The sequence below is a fragment of the Maribacter aquimarinus genome, from assembly GCF_047345505.1.
Taxonomy (GTDB): Bacteria; Bacteroidota; Bacteroidia; order Flavobacteriales; family Flavobacteriaceae; genus Maribacter.
In genome coordinates this window covers 51616-77900 of record NZ_JBLFEO010000004.1, presented here as the reverse complement: position 1 = coordinate 77900, position 26285 = coordinate 51616, and the positions used below count along the sequence as shown (strand labels likewise).

The following is a 26285-nucleotide window of genomic DNA, read 5'->3' as shown; positions in this document are numbered from 1 at the left end:
CCTCAGGCCAGGGCCACAAACCGCTAGATGAAAACACATCATCAAGGAGATAACATCAAAAAGGATGGGATTGCATTTCGCCCAAAGTGGGGCAAGGTCAAGGATGCTCTACCCGCGGGCGTTGTTCCCTTTTAATCGTCCTATTTGTGGTGCGCATGCAGCAAAAACAGCGAGAACAGGCCAAGAACAAATAGGGACACCCAAAAAACCAACGATTCTGAAGCAAAATGAGGCATAAAAGTTCAAAATCGCGTGGAATTCCGCACGTATGCTGCCCCACCGTCCCTTCTTTTGTATGGTTTCCATTATTTTTTAACATAAAAATTCCTACTAAAATGGAAAACTGTACCTTTGCTATATCAACGAAATGTGATTGAAAGCCACCAACTTATATCGTTTTGTGCAAGATTGGCCACAGCCGCTTACCCTGATCAATTCAAACGGGCATGTCCTTGAACACTCCAAAAATTGGCCTTTGCCCGCGTCATTTAAAACCAAAAAAAAAGGGGTGCTTACCCTCCATGATCTTTATCCGCAGGCTCCCAAAGCCTTAATGAACGACATTACAGCGGCCTTACGGGGCGAAGAAAAAGAAGCCAAAGAGGTTAAATGCCCCGGTCCGGACGGCACCCTAAAGTGGTGGAAATGGTGGGTGCGTCCTTGGCAAAAAGGCCTTGAAAATGAGGTGGGCGCCATGCTTTGCCTGGAAGACGTAACCGCACTGAAACGGGACAAAGAGTTGCTCCTGGCAGCGGAACGGGTGTCCCGCACAGGGGGCTGGGAATTGGACCTTGCCAAAAATGAGGTGTATTGGAGCCCCATGACCAAAAAAATACACGAAGTGCCCGAGCGCTACAGACCCAATCTGGAGGAGGGCATTAATTTTTACAAGGAAGGGCAACACCGGGAAAAAATAAGGGAACTGGTGGGGGCGGCCATAGCAAAAGGGACGCCTTGGGACCAGGAGCTGATCATCATTACCGCCAAGGGAAGGGAGGTTTGGGTACGGGCCAAGGGAGAGGCAGAAATGCACCAAGACAAATGTGTTCGGATCTTTGGAACTTTTCAGGACATCAATGCCAAAAAGAAAGATGAGCTGGAGCGCCAACACATCGCCCAACGCATACAAACCGCGACCAAAGCTGCCAACATAGGTATTTGGGAACTTGATGTAAAAACCCAAAAACTGGTTTGGGTCCGCAATATGCCAGCGCTATCCGGAGGAAAAAACAAAATCCCTGGGCTCAATGATGTTTGGGGGAAACACGTTTTTGCGGAAGACAGAAAAGTGAACGAACAGAGGTTTAAAAAAGCACTGAAAGACAAAAGCGACTTTAGTTCGGAATTCAGGGTGGCCTTGCCCGACAAAAAAATCAGAACCTTGAAAACAAAGGGCAAAACCCTTTATGATGACCTTGGCTACGCCACCAAAATGATAGGGGCCACTTGGGACATTACAGACATCCGCACCACACGCCAAAAACTGCAACAGAGCCAAGAAACCTTTTTCGAGAGCTTTAAAAACGCTGTGATAGGAATGGCGATCGTGGGCCCGGACAAAAAATGGTTGAAAGTGAATGCCAGCCTTTGCCATATCTTGGGATATTCAGAAGAGGAGCTCTTAACCATGCACATAGATGAAACCACCTACCAGGATGATCTGCAACTTACCCAAAAGACCATAGACGGCGCCATTGCGGGCGCTTTGGAAAACTACCAAATAGAAAAGAGATATGTTCATAAAAATGGGGGTACGGTACACGCCATTGTAACGGTAACGGTGGTGAGGAACGCACAGGGAAACCTATCCCATTTCATTGTCCAGATTTTAGACCTTACGCCCAGAATCTTGGCAGAAAACCAACTGAACGACCTACTGGAAGTCTCCAAACACCAGAACGAGAGCTTATTGAACTTTGCCCACATTGTTTCCCATAACCTAAGGTCCCATACCAGCAATCTTTCCATGCTCCATAAGTTTCTGGTGGAAGAGGAAGATGAACAGGAAAAAATACAACTGTTGCAACTGTTGCAGAACGCCACGGAGAGCCTTACGGAAACCGTGCACCACCTTAATGAAGTGGTAAAGGTGAAGACCAAGGTGGCAGATGAAATGGAAAACGTTCCGCTGCTGGCCACCTTAAAAAGGATACAGGACAGTATTGGCAGCATCATCATTGAGAACCGTGTGGAGACCCTCTTGGAGGTGTCCCCGGAGATCAGTGTAAGGGCAGTGCCGGCCTACCTGGAAAGCATTTTGCTCAACCTTTTTACCAACGCCATTAAATACCAGGCACCACAACGAAGGCCCAAAGTATGGGTAAGCGCCCGGACGGTGCGGGACTTGGTCCATATTTCCTTTGAGGACAACGGCCTGGGCATTGATTTGGAGCGTCATGGAAAACACCTGTTTAAAATGTACAAGACCTTTCACAAGAACAAGGACGCCAAGGGAATTGGCTTGTTCATAACCAAAAACCAGGTAGAGGCCATGCAGGGTTCCATAAACGTGGAGAGCGCACCCAATGTGGGAAGCACCTTTACCATAACCTTGAAAAAAGCACTTTAACCCATATGGCCAAAATAGAGAACTGCTGCGTCATAGATGACGATCCCATTTTTATCTATGGGATAAAGAGAATGATGCGAGACATCGACTTCTGCAAGGACGTCACGGTTTACAACAATGGCCAAGACGCCCTTGACGGGCTCCGGGAAATGAGGGAAGGCCATGACAAACTGCCACAGGTCATTTTCTTGGACCTGAACATGCCCATTATGAACGGATGGGATTTTTTGGATGAATTCATTAAGATACGACCTCCAAACTCTTCAAAAACATTGGTTTATGTGATAAGCTCATCCGTGGACCCAAAGGACATAAGCAAAGTAAACGATTATGCCTTGGTCAGCAACTACATCCTAAAGCCCATAACCCCGGCCGATCTTGAAAAAGTATTGAAAGATTGAACTCCCGGGCCCATTTTATGGACTATTCCAAACACTGCGCCCCCTATTTTTGTGCTTTACTTTTTGGATAGGGTTTTATGGGTTTCCATTTGATGCTCAACCCATTCCATTTCAAGACAAAGGAGCCTTTCAATGGCATTTAATAGCGGTCAGTGGATAAACACGTATTAATCAAACAAGGTAATTATCCCACTATTCCATCAATAAGGGTTTTTACTGTTGTCAGTTCGAGCACCCGCCGGCCGCACGGGCAGGCAGCTGAGAGCCATTCGCCAGCCATAGGAGGCTTCGACTGCCTGCCTCGACTACAATTCAGGCAGGGGCTCAACCTCACATTCTGGTTATCAACTCAATTTAAAAAAGCAACTATGTACGGACCCCAAGAATTTATCTATGGCGTTGCAACCAAAAATGGAAAGATCTCGCACCACGGTCATTGTTAAACAGAGAAAAATCCCATATCCATAAAATGATTTCGATATGACCCAGAATTAACACAGATCAGTTGTTAAAGTGTCAAAAAATTATTAACTTTTTTAGATATTGTTGAGCCTATGAGTATGTACGAAAGTTGTTGTGTGATCGATGATGATGCCTTTTTCTTTTTCAACACCAAAAGACTGATGCAAAAAAGTGGTTTTTGCGATAATATATTGCACTATTCCAATGGCCAAGAGGCCATAGATGCCCTGGTGGGCCTTATCATTGAGGACATTGCGCTTCCGCAGGTGATTTTGTTGGACCTGAACATGCCAAAGAAGAACGGATGGGAGTTTTTAAAGGAGTACAAGGCCCTTCCCCAAAGCAAGCGCAAACATACCCAGCTCTATATCATAAGCTCCTTTAGCAGTCCCAGTGGTATGGCGAAGGCACAAGAATACGAAGGCATTGTAGATGACTACATTACAAAGCCGCTTACCGAGGAGAAATTAATGCAAATTGCCAAAAAGGCCGTGCAGTGAGCGGCCATCATCGGGAGCCGGGAGAGAAATCGTCCGGGGCATTTTGGGGCGCATTGATGGTCCCGTTGCCACCACTGTCATTGTAAATGGTCCATTCCAGGGCATTGAACACCGTATTTCCCTGCACCACCCCACTGTTCCGCAAGGCCCTGCCGTCCTCAAATTCATGTGCGGTTCCCGTACCGTCCACACCCACCACCCCAAAACGATCCACCACGGTGCCAAAGGGATCCACCAAGGCAAGATTATCGTCCCCATTACTGTCTGCGGGAGAGTTCTTACCGGCCACCAGATCGGGCTCAAAACCGTAAACCGCGGCGAACACCCCGGCATCGGCGGCAATGACGAGCGTGCTCTGCGGCCCTATGGAAAGGCCGGAAAGGTCCAGTTGCGAACTTACCTCCACAGCCGCGTTGGTATAGCGTTCAATGCGCCATCCCTTTAGCGATATTGATGCTTCTGAAGCATTGAAGAGCTCTATGAACCTGGCATTTGGGTTATTATTGGGGTCTGCCAATTCAGAAAAGAACAAATTCTGGGAGGTAAACTCGTCCACAAACTCCGGACAGCGTTCCCCGTTGAAATCCACATCGGCCAGGCTCCTTATCTGTAGAAAGAAATCATTGTTTTCCCGCAACAGTATCCCCGTTATGCTACCCTTGCCCTCCGGGAGCTGTTCTTCCCTAAAATCCGAGAAACCGCTGTTGCGCAGTGCCAACGCCCTATCTTCACAGTCCAGTAAGGTCCTCAGGGTCTCTTCTTCCGGTACGGCGTAGGCCATCCCTAGTTCGGATTCAGAAAATTCAAGGTCGTTGAACCGTACCAGGGTGTGGGCGTGCGGGCCCAGATCGTCCGTGAGGGAAAGCAGCCTTGGCCTCAATTCCCTGCGTTGCCCGCAAGCCACAAAAACATGGTCAAAAATAACCTGGCTTGGCAAGCGCCCCACGGATACATTGCCAAAGGAAGAAAAGGATCCCCCCACTTTGTACACCCCTTTTGATCGTCCCAAATAGAGCCCCTTGAGCTTAATGAAGATTCTTTCTCCCGGCGAAAAGAACAAATGGGCATCCCGCAGGTCGGTCAAGAATTGAAAGGCGTCCGTGGGGTTTTCGGGCGCATCCTGAAAATGGATCACGCCAAAGAAGTTCCCGCTGGCATCGGAGGAGGAGACGTAGCCCTCCATTATCAGATCTTCCTGGATCTGCACCGTTTCCCCTGGATACTGTTCCCGTAGCTCCGAATAGGTAATATTGGCCTGCAAGCCGTTGGAACACGCCCCCGGCGGCGGCTCAAAACCGCGATCTTTTACACAATGGCCAAAAAGCAGCAGAAGGGCTGCCCCGAGGCACCCTGCAAAACATCTTCTCCATAGGTTCGTCCTTGCCGCCATCTTAAAAACTATAGGCCAAATTCAGAAAAAAGGTACGCCCAAAGCCGTACCAATATTTTGGGGCAAATGAGGGCGATCCCCCCAAGGTGTCCTGCCGCAACTGCCCGTAATTGCCGTTTCTGCTCTGTTCGTAGCCCCCGGTCCTGAACACCGTGTCAAAAAGATTGTTCACACTGGCGAACAGCCCAATGTACTTCCCGTTCTTCAACCAGGACTTCCCGCCCACCAAATTGAGCAGGTAAAACGTGTCCAGCGGACGCTGGGCCAACAAACGGGCCACATTTTCGGGCGTGGCATCGGGGAAGGGCTGTCCGGTCTCGGGGTCCAGCAGAAAACTGGCCGTGCGGGTAATGGCAGATATATTGGCATAATTGTCTGCCAGATAGTTGGTGGTCATCCCCACCCACCAATATTTGGGGTCCCTGTATTCCAGACCAAGGGCAACCGCGGTCTGGGGCCCCTGTGCCAAGCGCAGCCCCCGTACATTGGCCGCTCCCAATTCCTTGGTTCCGCTCACGTCTATCAGTTCCTCATCTGCGGCGGCCGTATCGAAATTTATGGTCACCTTGGGATCGCTGGCAAAGGTATGCCGGCCCAAAGCGGCCACGGCAGAGAGTTTTACCGCGGCAGAAAGCTGGTATTCCAGGCCCAGTTCCAGCCCCTGGTGCCGGCGATCCAGATCGGTGAGCACTTCCTGCACAAAATCAGAGCCCACCCCGCTGTCCACAAAAAAGAAATTCACGTCCGTGGTGTTTTGGAACAGGGTATGGTAGGCACTGAGCCTGCCCGTGAGCTTGGGCATTCGGATGTAATAGTTCACATCAAGGGACCGCAGGGCCTCTGGCCGCAGTTGGGGCACCTGTGCGTTGCTTTCCCTGGGGTTTATAAATACGTTCTGCAACAGCGGTGGCCGCTCCATGAACGCGGCATGGGCGGCCACCCAATGCCTGCCCGTGATCTTTCTTGAGAGCCCCCCTTTTGCCCCGACCGTATGGAACGTGATCTTGGGGCTCTTGCCCAGGGAATTGTCCGGAAAACGCTCGTTCTTGAACAAGCCCTGGCGCAGATGGGAGGTGCCTTGGTACTGGGCCGCCACAAAGGCCGTCCAAGCCCTTTGCTCCCACTGCAGTTGCGCAAATGCGGTGGACTGCCCCGAACGAAACTCATAGTTGTAGTTAAAGGTATCGCCCTCTCCCCGATTCAAAGGGCCTTCCACATCGTTCCGGGTATCTGAAAAGGGATCGATGTCCGTATGGAATTCGGCCCCCAACAAATCGTTCACCCGGGCAAAATTCCTGGAACGGAGCTGCCGGTGCGTGGCCCCAAAATGCAATTGAAGGGCCTTGCCCATTTTGTAGCCGCCGTGAATGCGCGCGGTAAGCTGGTTGTCTTTTACCACATCATCATAGAGCACATAGGCCGCCCTTCCGTTGGCAGAAGCGCTGCCATTGGCCGTGTAGGCTTGCTGCCAGTTCCATTGGGGTGCCCGTAAAAACCGTTGCCGGGCGCCATCCGCGCTCACAAAATTGGCGCCAATGCCACTGTTTACATGGAAACTGGGGAGATAGCGGTAAAAGGTGGGGTCCGGATTGGGGGCGTTGTAATAGCCCACCCTGCTCCGGCTGCGGACACCCGTTTGGTAGGCCAGGCCCACATTGAGGTTGCCTTTCTTGCTTTCGTGAAAATAGTTAAGGAGTACCAGGGGCTCCGAGATAAGGCGTTCCCTGGAATTCCTGATGTTGCCGTTCTGTTCTCCCCAATACGGATTGTACCGCCTGCCCACCAGGGCGTGCACTTCTTCCGTAACGGCAGAGGAGCGTCCCCTTCGGTTGGTGGCGGCCATGGCGGTGAGCATGATACTGTTGGTATCATCTAGCTGATATTCCAGGGCCCCGTAAAAGGAATGGGCATCGTACAAGGTGCCCTCCATATAGCCCTGGCGCGCCCATCTCCGCGATGCCGAGGCCATATAGGCCAGCCCGTTGCCGTCCACTCCGGAATTATAGGTGGCCATTAGCCTGCCCGTATAGGTCCTGTTGCTGGCCGAGGAAGACAAGCGAACCCCCGGCCGCAGCCCCGATGGCCTCAAATCCATATTGGTGGTGCCCAAGACCCCTCCGAAGATAAAGGGGGAAGCCTCCAGACCGTGGTGGAACTCTTGGTTCCGGATCACATCGTTGAGACCGCCCCAGTTGTTCCATTGGGGCCTTCCGTCAAAAAATTTGTTCATGGGGATACCGTTCAGGAGCACCGTGCCGTTTTGGGAATCATAGCCCCGCACCCTGAAAAAGGCCTGTCCAAAATCAAAGGCGGCACGGGTAAGGAAAACATCCCGGGTAGCCTGCAACAGGCCCAAGGCGTTGTCCGTACTGCCATCTTCCAACAGCTCGGCATCAGTCAGGGTAATGAGATTGTCCTGCTTTTCCAGGGTCAGGTCGGCCACGAGGTACAGCGGTCCCAGCGATATCTCGGCCGTGTTCAACAGCAGGAGGATACGCTGGGTCTCGTACCCCACATAGCCAATTTGCAGGATATGATCGCCCTGGAGCGGCACCGTCAGGGAAAACCTTCCGTTGAGGTCGGTCTCCGTGGCGTAGGGCCTGCCCTCCACGGCCACCTTGGCCCCAACGATCACCTTTTTAGTGGCCATGTCCAGCACCGTTCCGTAAAGAACGCTTTGGGCCTGTAAAGCCCCGAGCCATGGAGCATACAAAAGCAATACAAGCAACATCTTCTTGTACATGGCTAGTGGATGGCGTATTGGATTGATGGGCCATAAGATATCCAAAAATGGGAAAGGTGAGGACTTTTTCCGATTATTGCCGTATATTTTCGGATATAAAACCCTGTAAATGCGACAGCTGCTTGTTTTTTTAATGTTGATGGGCCAGATTCCGCTCTGGGGCCAAGGGCCCAAAGATTACCAGTTGCGCACCGTGGCCTTTTACAACCTGGAAAACCTGTTCGATACCCGGAACGACAGCCTTACTTATGACGATGACCGCACCCCGGAAGGAAAGGATCGTTGGACCACTTCCCGCTATGAACACAAGCTTTCCCAGCTGGCCAAGGTCATTTCACAGATAGGCAGCCCCACCAGTCCGGGCCCGCCGGACGTACTGGGCGTGTGCGAGGCAGAAAACAAAGCGGTGCTGAACGACCTCATTCACCATCCCAGGTTAAAAAAGTATGGCTACGGACTGGTACATTTTGATTCCCCGGACGAAAGGGGCATTGATGTGGCCCTGCTGTACCGGAAATCGGCCTTTATTCCCACGGCTTTTAACAGTAGGCGGTTGCTGTTGTTCAATGCGGAAGGTTTCCGGGACCATACCCGGGACCAATTGGTGGTAGAGGGCCTGTTGGACAATGAACCCCTGTATTTTATTGTGAACCACTGGCCCTCCAGAAGCGGCGGGGAGGCGCGGAGCCGACCCTACCGATTGGCCGCCGCCCAACTGAACAAACGCATCATTGATTCCCTGCGAAGGGCAAATCCCGGGGCGCGCATCATCGGGATGGGCGATTTCAATGATGACCCCATTGATCCCAGCTTTAAAAAAGTGCTCAAGGTGAAGGGAAAAAAGCACCGATTGGACTCCCTGGACCTCTTTGGCCCCATGGAAAAGCTGTTCAAAAAAGGGGAGGGCTCATTGGCCTACCGCGACCGTTGGAACCTTTTTGACCAAGTGTACCTCACCGCCAATTTGGTTCACGGCAACCGAAAGCGCTATACGTTTTGGAAGGCGGGCATTTTTGCCCCCGCGTACCTGACCGATCCCAAGGGAAGGTTCAAGGGCTATCCCTTGCGCACCTATGCCGGGGGCAGTTATGTGGGCGGGTACAGCGATCACTTCCCGGTGTATGTGCACCTGATCAGGGAAGCGGGATCCCAACAAAAGGAAACGAGTGGGTCCTTCCGCTGAAAAATCAGGGATAGCCCGGTTGCCCAACCAGCTGTAGCGGCCTTTCCCTGGATTGGGTGGGAGATGGCATCAATCCAAGGGCTCCAGCTCCAAGTTGCGCCACTTCACCTTAATGCCGCCACCGTCGTGTATCTGCAACAACACGGAACCCTCCCCCGCGCCTATGATGGCGTCATCAAAGGAAACCATTTCAGTGCCGTTTAACCAAGAGGTAAGTCGGTCCCCATCCATCTTGATCTTCATGGTGTTCCATTCGCCCATTTTTAGGGCGCTGTCCTTTTCCGGATCGGGCTTTATGAGCCAGTTGCGGCCGTAAGATTCGTACACCCCGCCGGTATGCGCCCCGGGCGGGGCAATCTCCACCTGCCAGCCGCTCACCGTGGTACCGTTAACCGTGGAGCGGACGAACACCCCACTATTGCCATTGGCCTCTTGCTTAAACTCCAGGGTAAGGATAAAGTTTTTGTACTGCTGGTCGGTGCCAAGGTATCCGTACCCCTTGTCCGGTCCGCTTTCACAGACCAAGAGCCCGTCTTCCACATACCATTTCTCGGTTCCGTAAATGGTCCAACCTTCCAGGTTCTCTCCATTGAAGAGCGATATTTTCTGTGCGGATGCGCCCACCGAAAAGAGTAGGACGCACATTAGGGCCAATTTGTTCATCTGTTGTGTTTTATGGATTTTTTTTTTTTGAAAACCAGGATATGCAAGACCAGACCTTGCTCTTGCCATGGGAGAAAACTGGCCCATTACCTGGGCTTTGGCCCCTGGGCAAAACGGTACGCCAGGGTCGGGGCTGGGCAGTCCGTTTAATTGAGCCAAACGGCCCACGGGATCCTACTGAGGATGAACAGCAGGCCAATACCGTAGAATATGGCAATGCTCTTGAACTTTTTGTGGCCTTCCATAAACTTTTTGTGCCGGGACCAACCAATGGTAATGAGCACAATGGCAATGATGTTGATGAAAGGGTGCTCTACCGCCAACAATCTGGCCGCAGCGGTAAGGTCTCCCATACCAAATTGCTGTATGGCATTGAGGCCACTGGGGGAAACAAACCAAAGGACCAGCCCAAGCAACAGCTGTATGTGTACAAAAATAAGGGCGTAAAGGCTAAGCCGCAGGTCTTTGTGCATGTTAAAGACCCTTTTGGAGAGCAGGCCAAAAATGGCGTTGGCCACGGCCAAGATCAAAATGGCAAGGGCCACGTAGGCCAGGTAGGAGTGCAGGGTTTGAAGGGTTTGGTACATCGTTTAGGTTTTAGTGCTTAAAAATAGGGAATTTTGGGCATAAAAAAAGGCCCTTGCACGGGTGCAGGGCCTTTTCTCTTATACCTTTTCCATTCCCATCAATTGAACATATAACGGATACCCACCTGTAACCTCCAGGTGGCCCCTATACTGGATGAGGGCCTAAAAGTTTCCCTGGGCAGGTCCGAGGTGCCCCTTACGGTGTTCAAACTATAAATGGGCTCATTGGCACCGTTACGGCCCCGGTAACGCAATAGGTTTTCCTCAAAAACAAACTGAGGCACGCCCCAATCTGAATTGAGCATGTTGCCCACATTCAAAAAGTCCATGGACAATTGAATGGTATTCTTGTTGTCCTTGGTCATTTCAATGTCCTGGGTAATGCGCAGGTCGTAACGGTTTAACCAAGGATTTTTACCCCCATTTCGCTCCATGACCCTGCCCCTGTTTTCGCTCAGGTACTCGTCCTGCTCAATGTAACGGTTAAAGGCATTGATCTGCTCCTGCTCGGTAATGAGGCGGCCACCAGCATTGTATTCCTGGAAATTGAGTTCTGCGGCGTCATTGGGTATGTACATTAAGCGATCGGAATTGTCGCCGAAGTTTCCGGAATAGGTATAAGAGTACCTTCCGTTCTCCCCGCCGTCCCAAAGCAAGCCAATGGTGGTGCCATCCTTCTGATAATTCAAGATACCCACAAAGCGGTTGGGTTGGTCAAAACCGGCAAAACCAAGTCTTGGATCGTTACGGTTCTCATTGACGGTTGCCGTCCACAAAGATCCTGCCTGGGAGCCACCCGCAGCATCCAAATCCCTGGCGCGCGATCGGGTGTAGGCCAAGGAGGCAAAAAAGCCGTTGTTAAATTGCTTGGACACGGTGGCACTCAAGGAAACATAATCTGGAGTCCTGCCTGCATTGGTCAACAAAAATACGTTTCTAAAGTCAGGGTCATTGCTGTAGCCCCCGTCCCAATAGGGTCTGGCGTCCGGACCGGCCAAGGTGCCGTCTGGCTCCCTGAGCACGGGATTGTAAACAATGGGAACAGAAACATCCCTATTGTAAATAAAGTCCACTGTGGCATCTATGCCCCAAGGCAACCTATGGTCTACCCCAATATTGGTTCGCCAGGTCTGTGGCAGTTTAAAATTGGGGTCGGTTAGGTTGAGTTCGTTGGATAGTGTTTGGCTCGGATTTTCCGGATTCCCAAAAGTAACATCTGGATTAAAGACATAGCCAGGACCAAACTCATCGGCCACTTCGGCTCCTTCAAAGCCCAAACCGCCACGCACTACACCAGAACCATTTACCTGGTTGCTCATCCATACAAAGGGAATACGGCCAGAGAAAACACCGGTGCCGCCCCTAACCTGGGTAATGCCCTTGCCGTTCACATCCCAGTTGACCCCAATTCTTGGAGACCAAAGCGGGCGCACCTTGGGAAATTGGCTCACATCTGGGGTAAAGCTGTCCCCATCGGCATCAACAAAGGTCTTGTTCAAGTCGTCCAACAGGGTATTCCTGGGAATGTCCGTGGTGTAGAAAGGCAAATCGACCCTGAGTCCCGCCGTAAGTTTTAAGTCATCGTTCACTTGGAACTCGTCCTGGAAATAGACCCCGAACTGGCCAAAGTTGGTCTCATCGACCGGCGGCGTGGTAGAGCCGTCCAAGGCAAAACTCTTGGCGAAGGCATCGGGGAAGGCCCCCGGGGTTCTGTTGATCACCGTTTCCACAAAACTGTCGCGGCTGGTAAATCTGTAAAAGCCATTGAAGACCGGGTTAAAGGCATTTCTAAAGGTCATGAGTTCCAAATTGGCTCCAATGGTAAAGGTGTGGTCGCCAGAATAAATGGAGAAATTGTTGGTCACGTTAAAGACATCGTTCTCCAATAAATTTCCTACCGTGAACAGCTCGTTCCCCAGGGCGGTGTAGTACAAAAGGTTTCCAGACTCATCCGGCTCCAACACCTCAATGAAGGGAAAGGCCTGTCCGCCGGGAACTCCCCTTTTGGGGTCCTGGATAGAGGTATAGCCAATGTTCAATTGGTTGCTCATATTGTCCGCCACCTTGGCGTTCCATTCCCCCACCAACGACTGCACCAAACGATCGTTGGTATAGTTGGCATTGGCAAAGGTCATGGCCTCAATCTCGGTTCTACGCGTATTTCTGTAGCGCGTGGGCAAAAAACGATTGGAGTTTCCGTTGATGCGAACATCGGCGGAAGCGTTGTAACGGTTGTACCTCAAGGAAAACTTATTGTTCTGGTTGAGGTTATAGTCCAAGCGGGCGTTAAAACGGGTCTGTTCCGAGGCAAAGGGGTAATTTTCATAGGGCCCGGTCTCGTAGCCATAGATATCGCGCATGCTCTGACGTATAAAATCCAGGTCAGAAGCGGGAACCCGGGATATGGTGAGTCCATCGGGCACCAAACCACCACGTTGTGCCTGGCGCTGAAAACCGGGAACCGCTTCCTGCTCTTCCTCATAACTTACAAAGAAAAAGAGCTTGTCCTTGATGATGGGGCCGCCCAGGCTCACCCCTTTGATATCATTTTGGGAATCTCCCCTGTTGAGCTCCAGATCACGAAGACGGTCGCCCACCATCTGCTCATTTCTGTAGTAATAATAAACGGACCCCCTGAACTCATTGGTTCCCGATTTGGTTACCGCATTCACGGAAGCACCGGTAAAACCTGACAATCTTACGTCCATGGGCGCCAGGTTCACCTGTACCTCTTCAATGGCATCCAAGGAAATGGGATTGGAGCCGGCAAATTGTCCCGAACCCAGACCAAAGTTGTTGTTGTAGATGTTGCCGTCTATGGTGTAGTTGTTGAACCTGCTGCTGGTACCGGCAAAGGAGGTGCCGTTGCTCTGCGGCGTTAACCGGGTAAAATCATTGATGCTACGGTTAATGGTGGGCAGGGCGTCTATCTTTTCCCGGGAGAGGTTCACGGAGGCCCCGGTGCGGTCCGGATCAATGAGGTTGCCCCTTTGGGAAGTGACCACCACTTCCTCCAGCTCAAGGCCCTCGCTCAGGACAACCTTAAGGTTATAGCTTTGTCCCAAGCCCAGGGTAATGCCCTCATACGTCCTATCTTGAAAGCCTATGTAGGTCACTTTCACGGTATAGGGGCCCCCTACCCGGATATTGGGAAGGTAAAACCGGCCGTCTTCGTTTGAAATGGCCCCATACACGGTCCCTGAAGGAGTGTGTGTGGCCACAACGTTGGCGCCAAAGAGCGATTCTCCTGAATCGTCCAAAACGCTTCCTTGCATACTCGAGGTAGTAACCCCCTGCGAAAATGCACTTGCGGCCATAAAAAACATCGCAAATGCCAAGAACATCTTTTTCATTTTCTCTTGTGTTTGTTAGTTTGTACTCCGTTGCAAAAGTGAGTTTATTCCCCGTGACCACGGTTAAGTGAACGTTAAATAAATCCATGCAAAAATAGAACAAAAAGAGGGGTATGGGGCAGATTTGGCCGAGTTTGTTGGCTTAAATTTAAGAATTGAAAAATACGTGCCCTAACTCTTAAATTTCTGAAGAAGTTGCAATGTGGAGGCGTCATGTGCGCCAACCTCCGGAGATTGGATGTCCTTTAAGATGGTCCCGGCCAATTCCTTGCCCAGTTCCACGCCCCATTGATCGTAGCTAAAGATGTTCCAGATCACGCCCTGCACAAAGATCTTGTGCTCATAAAGGGCAATGAGGGCGCCCAGGGACCTGGGTGTAAGTTGCTCTATGAGCAGGGTATTGGTGGGCTTGTTGCCCGTGAACACCTTAAACGGCGCCAGGCGCTCCCGTTCCTTTCCGGACAATCCTTTGGTCTCCAGTTCTGCCCGTACCTGGGCCAGGTCCTTCCCGTTCATCAAGGCCTCTGTCTGGGCAAAGAAATTGGCCATTAATTTTTGGTGGTGGTCCGCACTGCCGTGCAAGGATTTCTTGAAACCGATGAAATCAGTGGGAATGAGCTTGGTGCCCTGGTGCATCAACTGAAAAAAGGCGTGCTGGGCGTTGGTGCCCGGGGCGCCCCAGATAATGGTGCCCGTTTCATAGTGTACCGCCTTGCCGCCACGGTCCACGCGCTTGCCGTTGCTCTCCATGATGCCCTGCTGGAGGTAGGCAGAGAGTTTGTCCAGGTATTGGGTGTAGGGAATGAGCGCCTCGGTCTCCGCCCCGTGGAAATTGTTGTACCAAACGCTCAACAGGGCCAGTACCACGGGAATGTTTTCCCTGAAGGGGGCCTCCTTAAAGTGGGTGTCCATGGCATTGGCCCCTTTTAGCAGGGCGTTGTAGTGATCGTAGCCAACGGCCAGGGCAATGGACAGGCCCACCGCGCTCCAAAGGGAAAAACGGCCTCCCACCCAATCCCACATGGGGAACACGTTGTCTTGCGAAATGCCAAACTCGGCGATCTTTTCGGTGTTGGTGCTCACTGCCGCAAAATGTTTGGCAATGTCCGCCTGTTCGGCATGCCGCAAGAACCATTTTTTAATGGTGGTGGCATTGCTAAGGGTCTCTTGGGTGGTAAAGGTCTTGGAAACAATGACGAAAAAGGTGGTCTCCGGATCGATCTCCCGGAGCAGTTCATGCACGTGGTCGCCGTCCACATTGCTCACAAAGTGCACCTTTAAATGGTTTTTGTAATACTGTAGGGCCTCGGTGACCATGGCGGGACCAAGGTCCGATCCCCCTATGCCAATGTTCACCACGTGGGTAAAGGGCTTTCCGGTGTAGCCTTTGCGCTCCCCGCCGATGATGGCCTCGGAAAAATGCTTGATCTTTTGTTTCACGGCAAAGACCTCTGGCACCACATTGGCGCCGTTTACCAGCACTTGGTCGCCACTTTGGGCCCTGAGTGCGGTGTGCAGCACGGCGCGCTGCTCGGTCTCGTTTATGGCATCCCCGGAAAAATAGGCCTCCATGGCTTCTTTGAGCTGTACCTCACGGGCCAGGTCCAAGAGGAGTTGCAGGGTGTGGTCCGTGATGCGGTTCTTTGAAAAATCGACAAAGAAGTCCTGCCAGGAAATGGACAGTTTTTTGGCACGATCGGCACCGGCCTCAAAGAGCGATTTCATGTGCTCGTTCCGTGTGGCCTTGAAATGGTCTTGCAATTTGGCCCAGGCGGCCGTGGAGGTGGGGTCTATTTTGGGTAAGCTCATGTTATGGGTTCTGTGTGATCAATTTGTTGTTCCCGGCATCTTCGTTGTTCCAGACTTGATACTCCAAACAGTCCAATTGTTCCTTTATGGGGGCAATGTGGTTTAGGTAAGCCGTCTTCAAGGTGTCCGGTATGGGGTCTGCGGTGGGCAGTTTTTCGCGCAGCGGATCTACCTGCACCCCATTCTTCCAAAAACGGTAGCACACGTGCGGTCCTCCGGTGTTGCCGGTCATGCCCACCCAACCGATCACGTCGCCCTGGCGCACAAATTGGCCTTTTTTAACGTTCCGGTCCTTCATGTGCAGGTACTGGGTGCTGTACATGCCGTTGTGCTTTATCTTAACGTACTTGCCGTTTCCGCCCTTTCGTCTGGACTCGGTCACGGTGCCATCTGCGGTGGCAATGATGGGCGTGCCTATGGGCGCGGCATAATCCGTGCCCCTGTGCGGCCGCAACTTGTACCCATAGTAGGCAATGCGCCTTTTTAGGTTGTAACGCGATGATACCCGGTAGCCAAATTTTATGGGGGCCTTTAGAAAGGTGCTGCGCAGGTTGTTGGATTCATCATCGTAATAATCGGCCATTTGTTTCAGGGAATCCGTGGCATAGGGAAAGGCGTAGATGGGCACGCCCTTGTGCTCAAAATAGGCGGCCTCAATGGGTTCGGAACCGGCATAGATGGAATCGTTGATGTAGCGTTCCTTGTAGAGCAGCTTAAACTTGTCCCCCTTTTCCAATTTAAAGAAATCTACCGTCCAGGCATAGATCTCGGAGAGGTTAATGGTCACTGCATAGTCCACGCCCAAGGTGTCCAGTGCCCCGGAAAGGTGGTTTTGGATCACCCCGGCCACTTCCCGTTGCCTGTAGGTCACATTTTTCTTGTCCGTGTAGGCCGTTACGGAATCCCTAAGATCAACCACGGTGTAATTGATGCGGTCGTTCTCGTAGATAAAGACCTCTGCCCGCTCCAGGCTGTCCTTGGATTTTAGGATCACATAGGGCTTGCCCACCTTAATGAGCTTTACGTTAAAGGTGTCTTTGTAGTCTTCCGCTATCCTTACAATTTTGGGGTAGTCCACATGGTGCTTCAACATGAGCTCCCCAAAACTGTCGCCGTTCCTTATGGTGTCCTTGAGCACCTTGAAGGCTTCCAGGTCAAAACCGTATTGGGTGTCCACGGGCGCGTCCTCGGCGAGCGCATCCACAGGGGCAACATCTGCTTTCTGCACCTCTTGCGCTTCCTTGCAGCAGGTAAAAATGATCGCTATCAGTAAAATGCCCCAGTATTTCCGCATCGTCAGGTAGTCCTTTTTTCGGGGTTGAACATATGGTTTACCCATTGTTTTCCCCATTCCTCCAATTCTATCTCGCTGTAAAGCTCAGGAAAAAAAACGACCTTCTGAAAACTGGGCGGCAAAAATTCCTTCCAATTGGTGCCCCCCGTGGCGCTAAGGTTGCCAGATTCCTTGCCCAGATACCGGTGTGCGGACCCCATGTGCACCAAGGGCCAGTTAACGTTGGCGTTCACATCCATTTCCTTGAGGGCCTTGACCAGGGCCGGATCTTTTTTTTGCGCCGCGCCCAGGTTCAGGTATTTATGGTAGATGGTACTTTTCCTTACCTGCTTGGCAATGCGCACCAAGCGCGGGGTGTACCGGTACTCGAACTGTTTTAGGGTCAAGGTCTTTTCTCCAGTGCGCACATCCGTGGCGCCTTTTTTCCAATAGATATGGGCGTAGAGGGCCTCTATCCCGTCTTTTTCCGAAAAGGAGCCGCGTTCACTGTGGTGCACCAAGTTCTCCAAGGGCGTGGCGTAGAGCTCTATCATCCGGTACTGGGCAGACTGGAAACCACTGGCGGGCAACAGGGCCATGCGGTACTGCAGAAACTGTTCCCTTTCCATTCCCTTGATCATGATGCCAAAGGAAGAAATGAGGGCGCTGTAATAGCTGTTGATGCGGCGCAGCTTTTCAATGAAAAAGTCCAGGGCCTGGGTCTTGTCGTCCACCAGTTGTTTTTGCTCGTGCAGGATCAGCTTAAAATAAAGCTCCGTGATCTGGTGGTACATGATAAAGATTTCCTCATCCGGAAAATGGGTGCGGGGCACTTGAAGGCTCAGGAGGGTGTCCAGGTGAATGTAGTCCCAATAGGTGAGGTAGCGTTGGTGGAGCAATCCGTCCAGATAGGAACCCAGGTCCTGTCCGGAATCCTTGTACTTCTCGGCAAGTTTGGCGATCTGTAATCTTACCTGCTCATTGTCCTCCATTGTGCGCTAATCCATTATAATTTTAAATTGGTGCTTGAGTCCGTTGTAGGCGTCCAGATCGGCCTTTATGGAGCCCACCACGATATCGGCCTTGATCCGTATGGGGATCCTATTGTCGTCATTGGAGACCCAAAGGGCCAAGCCCTCCTCTTCCTTAAAGACCCTGCCCGATTGTACCATGGGCCGGAATTTTAGGCATTCCACTTTGCCAAACTTGGTCCTCAAGACCTCTTTTCCCAAATACTTCAGCTTAAACTTAAAAATGCCATCATCGTCATACAGCATGTTAAGGTCAATGACCTCGTTCACCTCCAGCTCCTTGGGGTCATAATTGTTCCTGAGGTAATAAAAGCCCGAAATGAGGTCCTGTACCCCTTCTGGAAATGCAAAATTATATTTTTTATCGTGTTTTTTATCGTTTAGCACCGCTTTATTCTTCTCGTGGTCAAAATTGATTTCCACGTCTTTGGTGTAGCCGCCTTCGTTAATGTTCCTAATGAAGCGGTAGGGCTTCCCGTCTTCCTTGTCAAAATAACTTTCATAGGTGTCGTCCACCTTAAAAAAAAGACTGGCCATGCCCGTGGTCTCGCCATGGCCCACCACATGATAGACGCTCTTGTCGTTGATCGTGGCGTTCTTAACGTGCAGGGTGGCATAGCTGGCATTGAGAAACAGGTAGTGCATCCTGAACTTTAACCACTCTCCCGCCTTAAAGGCCTTGTGGCTGTGCTGTGCCCCCACGGATGTAAAGCACAGGGTGAGCACAGTGGCAAAGAGTATGTTCTTTAGTTTTCTTCCGGGCATAAGGTGTACACTTTGTTACTGGGAGATGATGGCCCCCCACAGATAGTAAAACAAAATTTGTTCCAAAGTATTGCATAAAAAAAGCCCAGTCGTAGAACTGGGCTTTTCCTAAATAACCAACCAAACTTTAAATTATGAAAAACCAATACTTAAAGTTGCAAGGGAACCACCCCTTGCACTACAAATTTAAACAAGAAAAAGACCCTGAAATACCTTTTAACGTACTTTAACGATTACCTTAACAGTTATTTACGTTTGGGCCGGCCATTTAGCCTTCTCTTAAGAATTTTGTGCTCTTTTTTTGGACCAAAAAGGCATCAGAACCAAAAGCCCACACTGATAAAGATGTTGTTGTTATTGGCCTCCGGGGACCAGGAATACATAAGTTGTACCGGGCCAATGAAGGACTCCCACCCGTAGCCCACGGCATACCCACTGAAATTGGGCGCCGTGAACCATTCCCCCGTACGGAAAATGTCGTCTTCCACGTTGGCGTAGTTGGCCGCAAAGAGCAGGTGGTTGTCCTTGGCAAACTCATAGTCCAACCGGGCATGGGCCTTTACAAAGCTGTTCCCGGGCAAACTCAAGAAATCATAGCCATAAAAGGGGATGAAATTGTTGATGAGCGCGGCCCCAAAGCCCCCCAACACAAAATCGAAGGAGGTGACACTGGAAGTGCCCAACTTAAAACCGCCCTCGGTCTCCACGTTCAGGGAGAGCCGCTTGGCCAGGGGAAAAGCGGTTCCCAAACGGGCCTTGGATACCGAGAAGTCCTTGAAATTCTCGTTAAAATCAGATGAGAACAGGTAATAATGGAAATCTCCCTCAAAGAGCAGTCCTTTAGAGGGGAAAAATTTGTCGTCATAAGTGTCCAGCACCAACTGGCCAAAGGCACTGTAATAATGACTGCGTTCAAAGATGGTGCGGCCATTGGTGCCGTCTATGGTGAGGTCCCCGGGATTGGTCTCCAAATCTCCCAAGGTACGGGTGCTGTACTTTAAAAACTTGTGCTCCACGCCCAGGGTAAAGGCAAATTCCTCTTGAAGCAAGGTCTGCACGTACATTTGGTTGGTAAGGTCCACCACATCCAAATTTATGGTGTTCACGTTCAACAGGGCGGGCACGTCAAAGTTGCCGGTAATGATATCGTAATTCAGTTCTTCCGTAAAATCATTGTAGCGGGAATTGATGCCAAAACTCCAATAGCTCCCCTTGTCAATAAAGTACTGAAAGTTATAGCGCAGGTTGTCGCCCAACACCAGATCCAGGGAAATGAGGTCGTTTTTTGCGGCCAGGCCCTTGGTGGTGTAGTTGATCAGGGCCGCGCTCTTGTAGAGGTCGTCATAGTGCACCCCAAGGCGCAGCAGCGATTTGGTGGGAGACTCTGCCAGGCGCATGACCAGGTCGTTGCCCATACCGTTGGAAGTGAGTTTATAGCGATTGGTCCTAAAATTGTTGGTGGCCGCCAAATTGGCCATTCCCTGGTTCAATTTGGTGAAGGTCACGGGCTGGCCCAGTCCAAATCTCAGCTTGCCCTTTACAAAACCGCGATCGGTATCTTCCCCTTCCAGGATGAGCCTGTTTATGATGATGCTGTCCTGCATTTTGGGGGCGGTAATGGATGGCTTGGAAACCCCTTTGTCCGTAGCCAGCCGTTTAAGCTCGGAGAGCTGTTCCCTGGCCGCTGTTTCCCCGTTCTGTATGATCTGGTCTATCTGGCCAAAATCCAGCACGGAATAGGCCGCTATGTCCGGTTTTATGTAAATGTCCGTCTGCGCGGCTTTCTCCACCATTTGGGCCACGGTGCGGTAATTGTTGATCTGCAGCAGGATTTCGGTGGCAGAGTCCAGGGCATCCCGATCGGCCAGGCCGTGCTGAACGTCCACTCCAATGATGATGTCGGCGCCCATTTCGCGCACCCTTTCCACGGGATAGTTGTTCACCACACCGCCATCAATGAGCACACGGCCGTTCATATAAACGGGTTCAAAAAGCGAGGGCAAGGTGCCCGATGCCATAATGGCCTCCGGCAGGTAGCCCTGGTCCAACAGCACCTCTTCCCCCGTTTCCACATCGGTGGCCATACAAATGAAAGGAATGGGCAACTTGGAGAAGTCCCGGATGTCCTTTACGGGATAGAGGATGCGCACCAGCTCATTGTACACATTTTGGCCGCCGGAAAAGGCAGATGGCGCACTGACCTTGAATTTGTTGAAGGGCAGGGTAAGGGCGTAGCGTTCCGAACTCCTCTTTTCGTAGAACGTCTTGGCGCTTCTGGGCTGTATGTCTTCAATGATGTTCACAAAATCCAGGGCCCGGAACAAAGAATCCAGTTCCGAGGCCGAATAACCGGCCGCGTAGAGGGCCCCCACAATGGCCCCCATACTGCTTCCGCCAATATAGTCCACCTGCACACCGGCCTCCTCGATCACCTTTAAGGCCCCAATATGGGCAAGTCCCTTGGCGCCCCCGCCGCTGAGCACCACACCCACCTTTTTGCCCCCGGTGCCCTGAACTTCCTGTCCAAGGGCCGGTGCGGCCCAAAAAAGCACCATCCAGGCCCATGGCAGGATGCTGTGGAAAAAATAAGGTGCGTTCTTATGCATGAAGGGCTTTGTAAATGGTTTTTGCCTTGGACTCGCCAACAACTTCCGTTAAGTGGTTCACGGAAGCTTCGCGGATCCGTTTGACCGATTTAAAATGTTTCAACAAACGGGTGGCCGTTTTTTCGCCCACCCCATCGATACCTTCCAGGGCAGAGCTAACGGCCGCCTTGCTCCTTTTGTTCCGGTGCAGGGTGATCCCGAACCTGTGGGCCTCGTTTCGGAGCTGTTGAATGATCTTTAAGCTTTCAGAGCGTTTGTCCAGATAGAGGGGCACGGGGTCTTCGGGAAAGTATATTTCCTCCAGGCGCTTGGCGATGCCCACAATGGCCACGGTGCCCCTGAGTCCAAGCACCTCCAAGCTTTTCAGGGCAGAGGAAAGCTGTCCCTTGCCGCCGTCGATGACCACGAGCTGGGGCAGGGGCCCATCTTCATTTAGCAACCGTTTGTAGCGCCGGAACACCACCTCTTCCATGGAGGCGAAATCGTCGGGGCCGGTAACGGTCTTTATGTTGTAGTGGCGGTACTCCTTCTTTGAAGGCTTCCCGTCCTTGAAGACCACACAGGCCGCCACCGGATTGGTGCCCTGTATGTTGCTATTGTCAAAACATTCTATGTGCCTGGGCTCCGCGGAGAGCCGTAGATCCTTTTTCATCTGGGCCATGATCCGGTTGGTGTGCCGATCGGGATCAATGATGCGCAACTGGTTGAAGCGTTCCTGTCTATAAAATTTGGCGTTGCGCTGCGAAAGCTCCAGAATGCGCCGCTTGTCGCCCGATTTGGGCACGGTGATCTTCAGGCCCTCGCCCACCTCCAGGGCAAAGGGCAGGTACAGTTCCCGGGAGCTGGCATGGAACCGCTTGCGCATATCAATGATGGCCAGTTGCAACAGGTCCGCATCCTCCTCGTCCAGTTTCTTTTTAATTTCCATGGTGTGGGAGCGTATGATGGAGCCGTGGGCAATTTGGAGGAAGTTTACGTAGGCATAGGCATTGTCCGAAATGATGGAAAACACATCCACATCACTGATCTTGGGGTTCACGATGGTGGTCTTTACCTGGTAATTCTCCAAAATGTCGATCTTGTCCTTCACGGCCTGGGCCTCCTCAAACCTCATCTCTGCGGCAAGCAGCTTCATCTGTCCCTTGAAATAGTTCAGGGACGATCTAAAGTTCCCCTTTACAATTTGCCGTATGTCTTCAATTTGTTTTTCATAGTCTTCCAAAGATTGGAGGCCTTCACAGGGGCCCTTGCAGTTTCCCAAATGGTATTCCAAGCAAACTTTGTACTTGCCGGCCTGTACCTTGGCCTCCGACAGGTCATAGTTACAGGTGCGCAAGGGGTACACGCTCTTTATGAGGTCCAACAGGGTGCGCACGGTCTTCATACTGGTGTACGGGCCAAAATATTCAGAGCCGTCCCTGATCACACGGCGTGTGGGGAACAATCTGGGGAAACGCTCTTTTTTCAGGCAGATCCAAGGGTAGGACTTATCGTCCTTTAACAGTACATTGTACCTGGGCTTGTGCTCCTTTATAAGGTTGTTCTCCAACAGAAGGGCGTCAGATTCGGTGGAGACCACAATGTGCTTAATGGTCCTTATTTTTTTTACCATGACCCTTGTTTTGCCGTTGGCGTGAGTCTTGGTAAAATAAGAGCTTACCCTTTTTTTTAGGTTCTTGGCCTTCCCCACATACAAAATCCTATGGTCCAGGTCATAGAACTGGTACACCCCGGGGGCATCGGGAAGGGCGCGCAACTGTATGTCCAAGGGTATCTGCTCCATAGAAAAAGAGGGTGATGCTCAAAGGCATAAAATTAATCATTAAGTGGTAAGACGGCTGTGCATTGGGGGCATCATTTTTTGGTTTTAACAAAGTCCATTGGATATGGCCCTTCACCGGGACCGCATTTGCAAAAGGGCTCCGCCGTTAAAAAAAATCACCGTGCCGCCCCATCTCCGCACAAAAAAAGAGCCTTGGCCCGCCGGGCACCCTAACGTCTTGGTTTCTAATATTTTGGAGGTCGGCAAATTGTTTATCCATTAATTTTAACGTTAATTTATTAAATAATTAGTGCATTTTAACGGGAAAAACAGCCCTTTAAAAGAGTTCTTATTGGATTTTTTTATTACATTTATGCCATAACGATAAATTCCCCCGGAAATGGAAAGCTATATCATAACCCTTGGAACCTATTTGATCTTAATGTTATTCTTCAAGGTTTTCTTTGCCGTTTCGGTAAAAGAGTAATTGTCCCGAAGGCCATTTTTTCCTTATCTTTCCGTTATGTTAAAGAAAGACTTAAGGACAAAATATATGGCCCTTAGGCAGGAGCATTCCAAAGCCTATATCGTTTCCCAAAGTTTGGCCATGTCCAACAAAGCGCTGGGCCTGGACATCTGGCAAGGCCACTACTACCACATCTTCTTATCCATTCCCTCCAAGAACGAGCCCGATACGGCTTACCTGCTGTCCATTTTACAGGGCAAGGACAAAGACGTGGTGGTCCCCAAGATGGAGGGCAATGAACTTGAGCACTACCTTTTAACGGACAACACCTTGCTAAAGGCGAACCCGTGGGGCGTTCCGGAACCACAAAATGGGCTCCGGGTAACGGCGCAGCAGTTAGACGTTGTGTTTGTGCCCCTGCTTGCCTTTGACCAAAAGGGCCACCGAGTGGGCTACGGGAAAGGGTTTTATGACCGGTTTTTAAAGGCTTGCCGAAAAGATGTCATCAAGGTGGGGCTATCACTATACCCTCCAGAAAAAGCCATCACGGACAGCAACGCTGAAGATGTTAGGTTGGATTTTTGTGTTACGCCAGAAAAGATCTACACCTTTCCGCCTTCCGGTGCCTCGGCATCTTGAGCTGTCGTTTCCGCTGCATCGGCAACGGTAGGGTCACTGGCTCCCGTGGTGGGCAGTTCCTCGCTCGCGGTGGCTACCTCCCCCTCCTTGGGAAAAGCCTTCTTGTTAAAGACCAACAAAATGCCCACCCCGGTGCTTATGGCCGTATCCGCAATATTGAAGACCGGCTCAAAAAAGCGTAGGTTTTCCCCGCCCAACCACGGCACCCAACTGGGCCAGGTGGTGTCGATCAAGGGGAAATAGAGCATGTCCACCACCTTTCCGTAGAACAGATCCGCGTAGGGATTTTCCGTAAAAAGGGTGGCCACCTCGTTATAGCTCTCGTTAAAGATGCGCCCATAAAAAACAGAATCGATGATGTTTCCCATGGCACCGGCAAAAATGAGGGAAACCGCCAAGGTCAAGGTGGTAGAGGTGTTCTTTTTGATCACATCGTACAGCCAGTAGCCAATGCCCACAATGGCAAACAGTCTAAAAATGGTGAGAATGAGCTTCCCCGTGCGGTCCGCAATGGGGAAAACATCACTGAGCTTGGCACCCCATGCCGCCCCCTCGTTCTCTATGAACAAGATCTTGAACCAACTGAAAACCTCCACGCTCTCCCCGAGCATAAAATGGGTCTTGATGTAGATTTTGCTCCACTGATCGATCACCAGGATCAATGCAATGAGCAGTAGCGATTTCCTTAGGCTCATCTCTTAGGGATAAGCCGCAAAAATAACTATATTATTCGGTTTTATAAAGTTCGATGTTGCCCGTGACCGAGTAGAGGTCCAAGGTGCTCTTTCCAAGGGGAATGGGGTTGGCGGCCAGGCTTCCAAATTTGGTCCGGGCCCTGATGTTGGCCGCCCGTCCATACACGGCAATGGGGCCGCTCTGGGTGCGCACCCCTGCCCTGCCGTACACGTCCCTTAATTCGCACGGCCCATCGGCCAGGGCCACGTTGAGCTCTTGGTAGCTGCCCTTTGCCACCACATGGGCAGATGTGCCCATAACGTTCACTTTTTTGTGGGCCGGAAGGTTCACATCCAGGGATATGGACACCACCTTGTGGGCGCCAAGCTTATCTTCCGGGGGCACAAATTCCAGATGAAAGCCCGCAACAATGAACAAGGTACTTCCTTCCACATAACTGTCCACGTACAGGTCCGGGCCGTATTCACCATCCATTTGTGCCTGCAGTTCCACCGTGTCATTCCTTTCGGAATCCGTGTGCAAATGGAGCTCAAAACAGTGGGTCACATCAATTTGGATAAGGGAAATGTCTTGGTCCACCAGCGTGGTGCGCACCGTTTTCTGGGCGTGAGCATAGGGCAGGCCCAGTAAAATTATTGCCAGACAGCACCACTTGAGGGATGTGGGCACTAAGCTCCCCAGACCCTTGTTGGGCCAAAATTTGGGGACATCTTTAGGCGATACGCAAAGCATAGGTACGTTTAGATGAGATACCGCGGGGCACATTCCCGTTAAAAGTTTAACCCACATCATGCCTTAAAAATTCCATTGCGGCCACAAATCCCAACAAAACCGATCGCTGGGCCGTCTTCCGCTGGACCACCGTGGCGAAGGCTACCCGAGTTGCGAACCTCCAATACCTCATTTGGGCCCAAAAAAGCGCGATTGGGCCCATCGTGGCCCATGGGCTCCCTCCCTTTAAAGTAGGATGAACAAAAAAACGCCTTTCGGCGTTTTTGTTCCTTAAGATTGCATGTTCTTCGCCTCAATGCTCAATGTGGCGTGCGGTACCAGCTTTAGCCGTTCCTTGTTAATGAGCTTCCCGGTTACGCGGCAGATCCCGTAGGTCTTGTTCTCTATGCGCAGCAGGGCATTTTTAAGGTCACGGATAAACTTTTCTTGGCGTATGGCCAGTTGGGTATTGGCCTCCTTGCTCATGGTCTCGGAGCCTTCCTCGAAGGCCTTAAAGGTGGGCGAGGTATCGTCCGTGCCATTGTTGCCGTCGTTCATATAGGCACTCTTTAGCAATTGCAGGTGCTTGTTCGCCTTTTCAATTTTTTCTTCGATCAAGGCCCTGAACTCCGCCAGGTCCTTGTCCGGATATCTTACTTTTAAATCTTGTCCCATC

The 26285-nt window shown here is 51.3% G+C and carries 19 protein-coding genes; 5 read left to right on the top strand and 14 right to left on the bottom strand.

Annotated elements, in window-relative coordinates; genetic code table 11:
- Window positions 1-553 precede the first annotated feature (553 nt).
- The 3 genes from ACKWCC_RS04140 (at window position 554) to ACKWCC_RS04130 (ending at window position 3932) form a co-directional block, all read left to right on the top strand.
- Window positions 554-2569, top strand: a complete 2016-nt coding sequence (locus ACKWCC_RS04140) for a PAS domain-containing sensor histidine kinase (protein WP_413994643.1) — start codon at window positions 554-556, stop codon at window positions 2567-2569.
- Window positions 2570-2574: 5 nt separating this feature from the next.
- Window positions 2575-2970: a response regulator gene (locus ACKWCC_RS04135; protein ID WP_413994642.1), complete on the top strand. Its 396-nt coding sequence runs from the start codon at window positions 2575-2577 to the stop codon at window positions 2968-2970.
- Between the two features lie 554 nt (window positions 2971-3524).
- Window positions 3525-3932, top strand: a complete 408-nt coding sequence (locus ACKWCC_RS04130) for a response regulator (protein WP_413994641.1) — start codon at window positions 3525-3527, stop codon at window positions 3930-3932.
- Window positions 3933-3939: 7 nt separating this feature from the next.
- Here the strand turns inward: ACKWCC_RS04130 and ACKWCC_RS04125 are convergent, their stop codons facing one another.
- Both ACKWCC_RS04125 and ACKWCC_RS04120 read right to left on the bottom strand, forming a co-directional pair.
- Window positions 3940-5322, bottom strand: a complete 1383-nt coding sequence (locus ACKWCC_RS04125; protein ID WP_413994640.1) for a DUF5689 domain-containing protein — start codon at window positions 5320-5322, stop codon at window positions 3940-3942.
- Between the two features lies 1 nt (window position 5323).
- Window positions 5324-8053 (bottom strand): carboxypeptidase-like regulatory domain-containing protein, encoded by a 2730-nt coding sequence (locus ACKWCC_RS04120; RefSeq protein WP_413994639.1) that lies wholly within the window; start codon window positions 8051-8053, stop codon window positions 5324-5326.
- Window positions 8054-8174: 121 nt separating this feature from the next.
- Between ACKWCC_RS04120 and ACKWCC_RS04115 the strand changes: the two genes are divergently transcribed.
- A complete protein-coding gene (locus ACKWCC_RS04115; RefSeq protein ID WP_413994638.1) occupies window positions 8175-9248 on the top strand; it encodes an endonuclease/exonuclease/phosphatase family protein in 1074 nt (357 codons plus the stop codon).
- Window positions 9249-9317: 69 nt separating this feature from the next.
- Here the strand turns inward: ACKWCC_RS04115 and ACKWCC_RS04110 are convergent, their stop codons facing one another.
- The 9 genes from ACKWCC_RS04110 to uvrC form a co-directional block, all read right to left on the bottom strand.
- Window positions 9318-9911, bottom strand: coding sequence for a 3-keto-disaccharide hydrolase (locus ACKWCC_RS04110; protein WP_413994637.1), 594 nt, complete (start codon window positions 9909-9911; stop codon window positions 9318-9320).
- A gap of 146 nt (window positions 9912-10057) precedes the next feature.
- Entirely contained in the window at window positions 10058-10498 is a 441-nt protein-coding gene (locus ACKWCC_RS04105) for a hypothetical protein (RefSeq protein WP_413994636.1), read from the bottom strand.
- Window positions 10499-10596: 98 nt separating this feature from the next.
- A complete protein-coding gene (locus ACKWCC_RS04100; protein WP_413994635.1) occupies window positions 10597-13773 on the bottom strand; it encodes a TonB-dependent receptor in 3177 nt (1058 codons plus the stop codon).
- 249 nt (window positions 13774-14022) lie between these two features.
- Window positions 14023-15660, bottom strand: a complete 1638-nt coding sequence (pgi, locus tag ACKWCC_RS04095; protein WP_413994634.1) for a glucose-6-phosphate isomerase — start codon at window positions 15658-15660, stop codon at window positions 14023-14025.
- 1 nt (window position 15661) lies between these two features.
- A complete protein-coding gene (locus ACKWCC_RS04090; RefSeq protein WP_413994633.1) occupies window positions 15662-16954 on the bottom strand; it encodes a M23 family metallopeptidase in 1293 nt (430 codons plus the stop codon).
- Between the two features lie 2 nt (window positions 16955-16956).
- Window positions 16957-17925 carry a tryptophan 2,3-dioxygenase family protein gene (locus tag ACKWCC_RS04085; protein ID WP_413994632.1) on the bottom strand — a complete coding sequence of 323 codons (969 nt, stop codon included), beginning with the start codon at window positions 17923-17925 and terminating at the stop codon, window positions 16957-16959.
- A 6-nt stretch (window positions 17926-17931) separates the two neighbouring features.
- The gene (locus tag ACKWCC_RS04080; RefSeq protein WP_413994631.1) at window positions 17932-18729 is read right to left on the bottom strand and encodes a DUF3108 domain-containing protein; all 798 of its coding nucleotides are present in this window, start codon (window positions 18727-18729) and stop codon (window positions 17932-17934) included.
- 317 nt (window positions 18730-19046) lie between these two features.
- Window positions 19047-21335 (bottom strand): patatin-like phospholipase family protein, encoded by a 2289-nt coding sequence (locus tag ACKWCC_RS04075; protein WP_413994630.1) that lies wholly within the window; start codon window positions 21333-21335, stop codon window positions 19047-19049.
- Window positions 21328-23118: an excinuclease ABC subunit UvrC gene (gene uvrC / locus ACKWCC_RS04070; RefSeq protein WP_413994629.1), complete on the bottom strand. Its 1791-nt coding sequence runs from the start codon at window positions 23116-23118 to the stop codon at window positions 21328-21330. Before uvrC ends, ACKWCC_RS04075 begins: the two co-directional genes overlap by 8 nt.
- Window positions 23119-23620: 502 nt before the next feature.
- Here uvrC and ACKWCC_RS04065 point away from each other — a divergent pair.
- The gene (locus tag ACKWCC_RS04065) at window positions 23621-24202 is read left to right on the top strand and encodes a 5-formyltetrahydrofolate cyclo-ligase (RefSeq protein WP_413994628.1); all 582 of its coding nucleotides are present in this window, start codon (window positions 23621-23623) and stop codon (window positions 24200-24202) included.
- Here the strand turns inward: ACKWCC_RS04065 and ACKWCC_RS04060 are convergent.
- The 3 genes from ACKWCC_RS04060 to ACKWCC_RS04050 all read right to left on the bottom strand — a co-directional run bounded on the left by ACKWCC_RS04060 (window position 24166) and on the right by ACKWCC_RS04050 (window position 26284).
- The gene (locus ACKWCC_RS04060; protein ID WP_413994627.1) at window positions 24166-24897 is read right to left on the bottom strand and encodes a lipoprotein signal peptidase; all 732 of its coding nucleotides are present in this window, start codon (window positions 24895-24897) and stop codon (window positions 24166-24168) included. The genes ACKWCC_RS04065 and ACKWCC_RS04060 overlap by 37 nt on opposite strands.
- A 31-nt stretch (window positions 24898-24928) precedes the next feature.
- The gene (locus ACKWCC_RS04055; protein WP_413994626.1) at window positions 24929-25492 is read right to left on the bottom strand and encodes a hypothetical protein; all 564 of its coding nucleotides are present in this window, start codon (window positions 25490-25492) and stop codon (window positions 24929-24931) included.
- 408 nt (window positions 25493-25900) lie between these two features.
- On the bottom strand, window positions 25901-26284 hold the full coding sequence (locus ACKWCC_RS04050) for a TraR/DksA family transcriptional regulator (RefSeq protein ID WP_413994625.1): 384 nt from the start codon (window positions 26282-26284) through the stop codon (window positions 25901-25903).
- Window position 26285 lies beyond the last annotated feature (1 nt).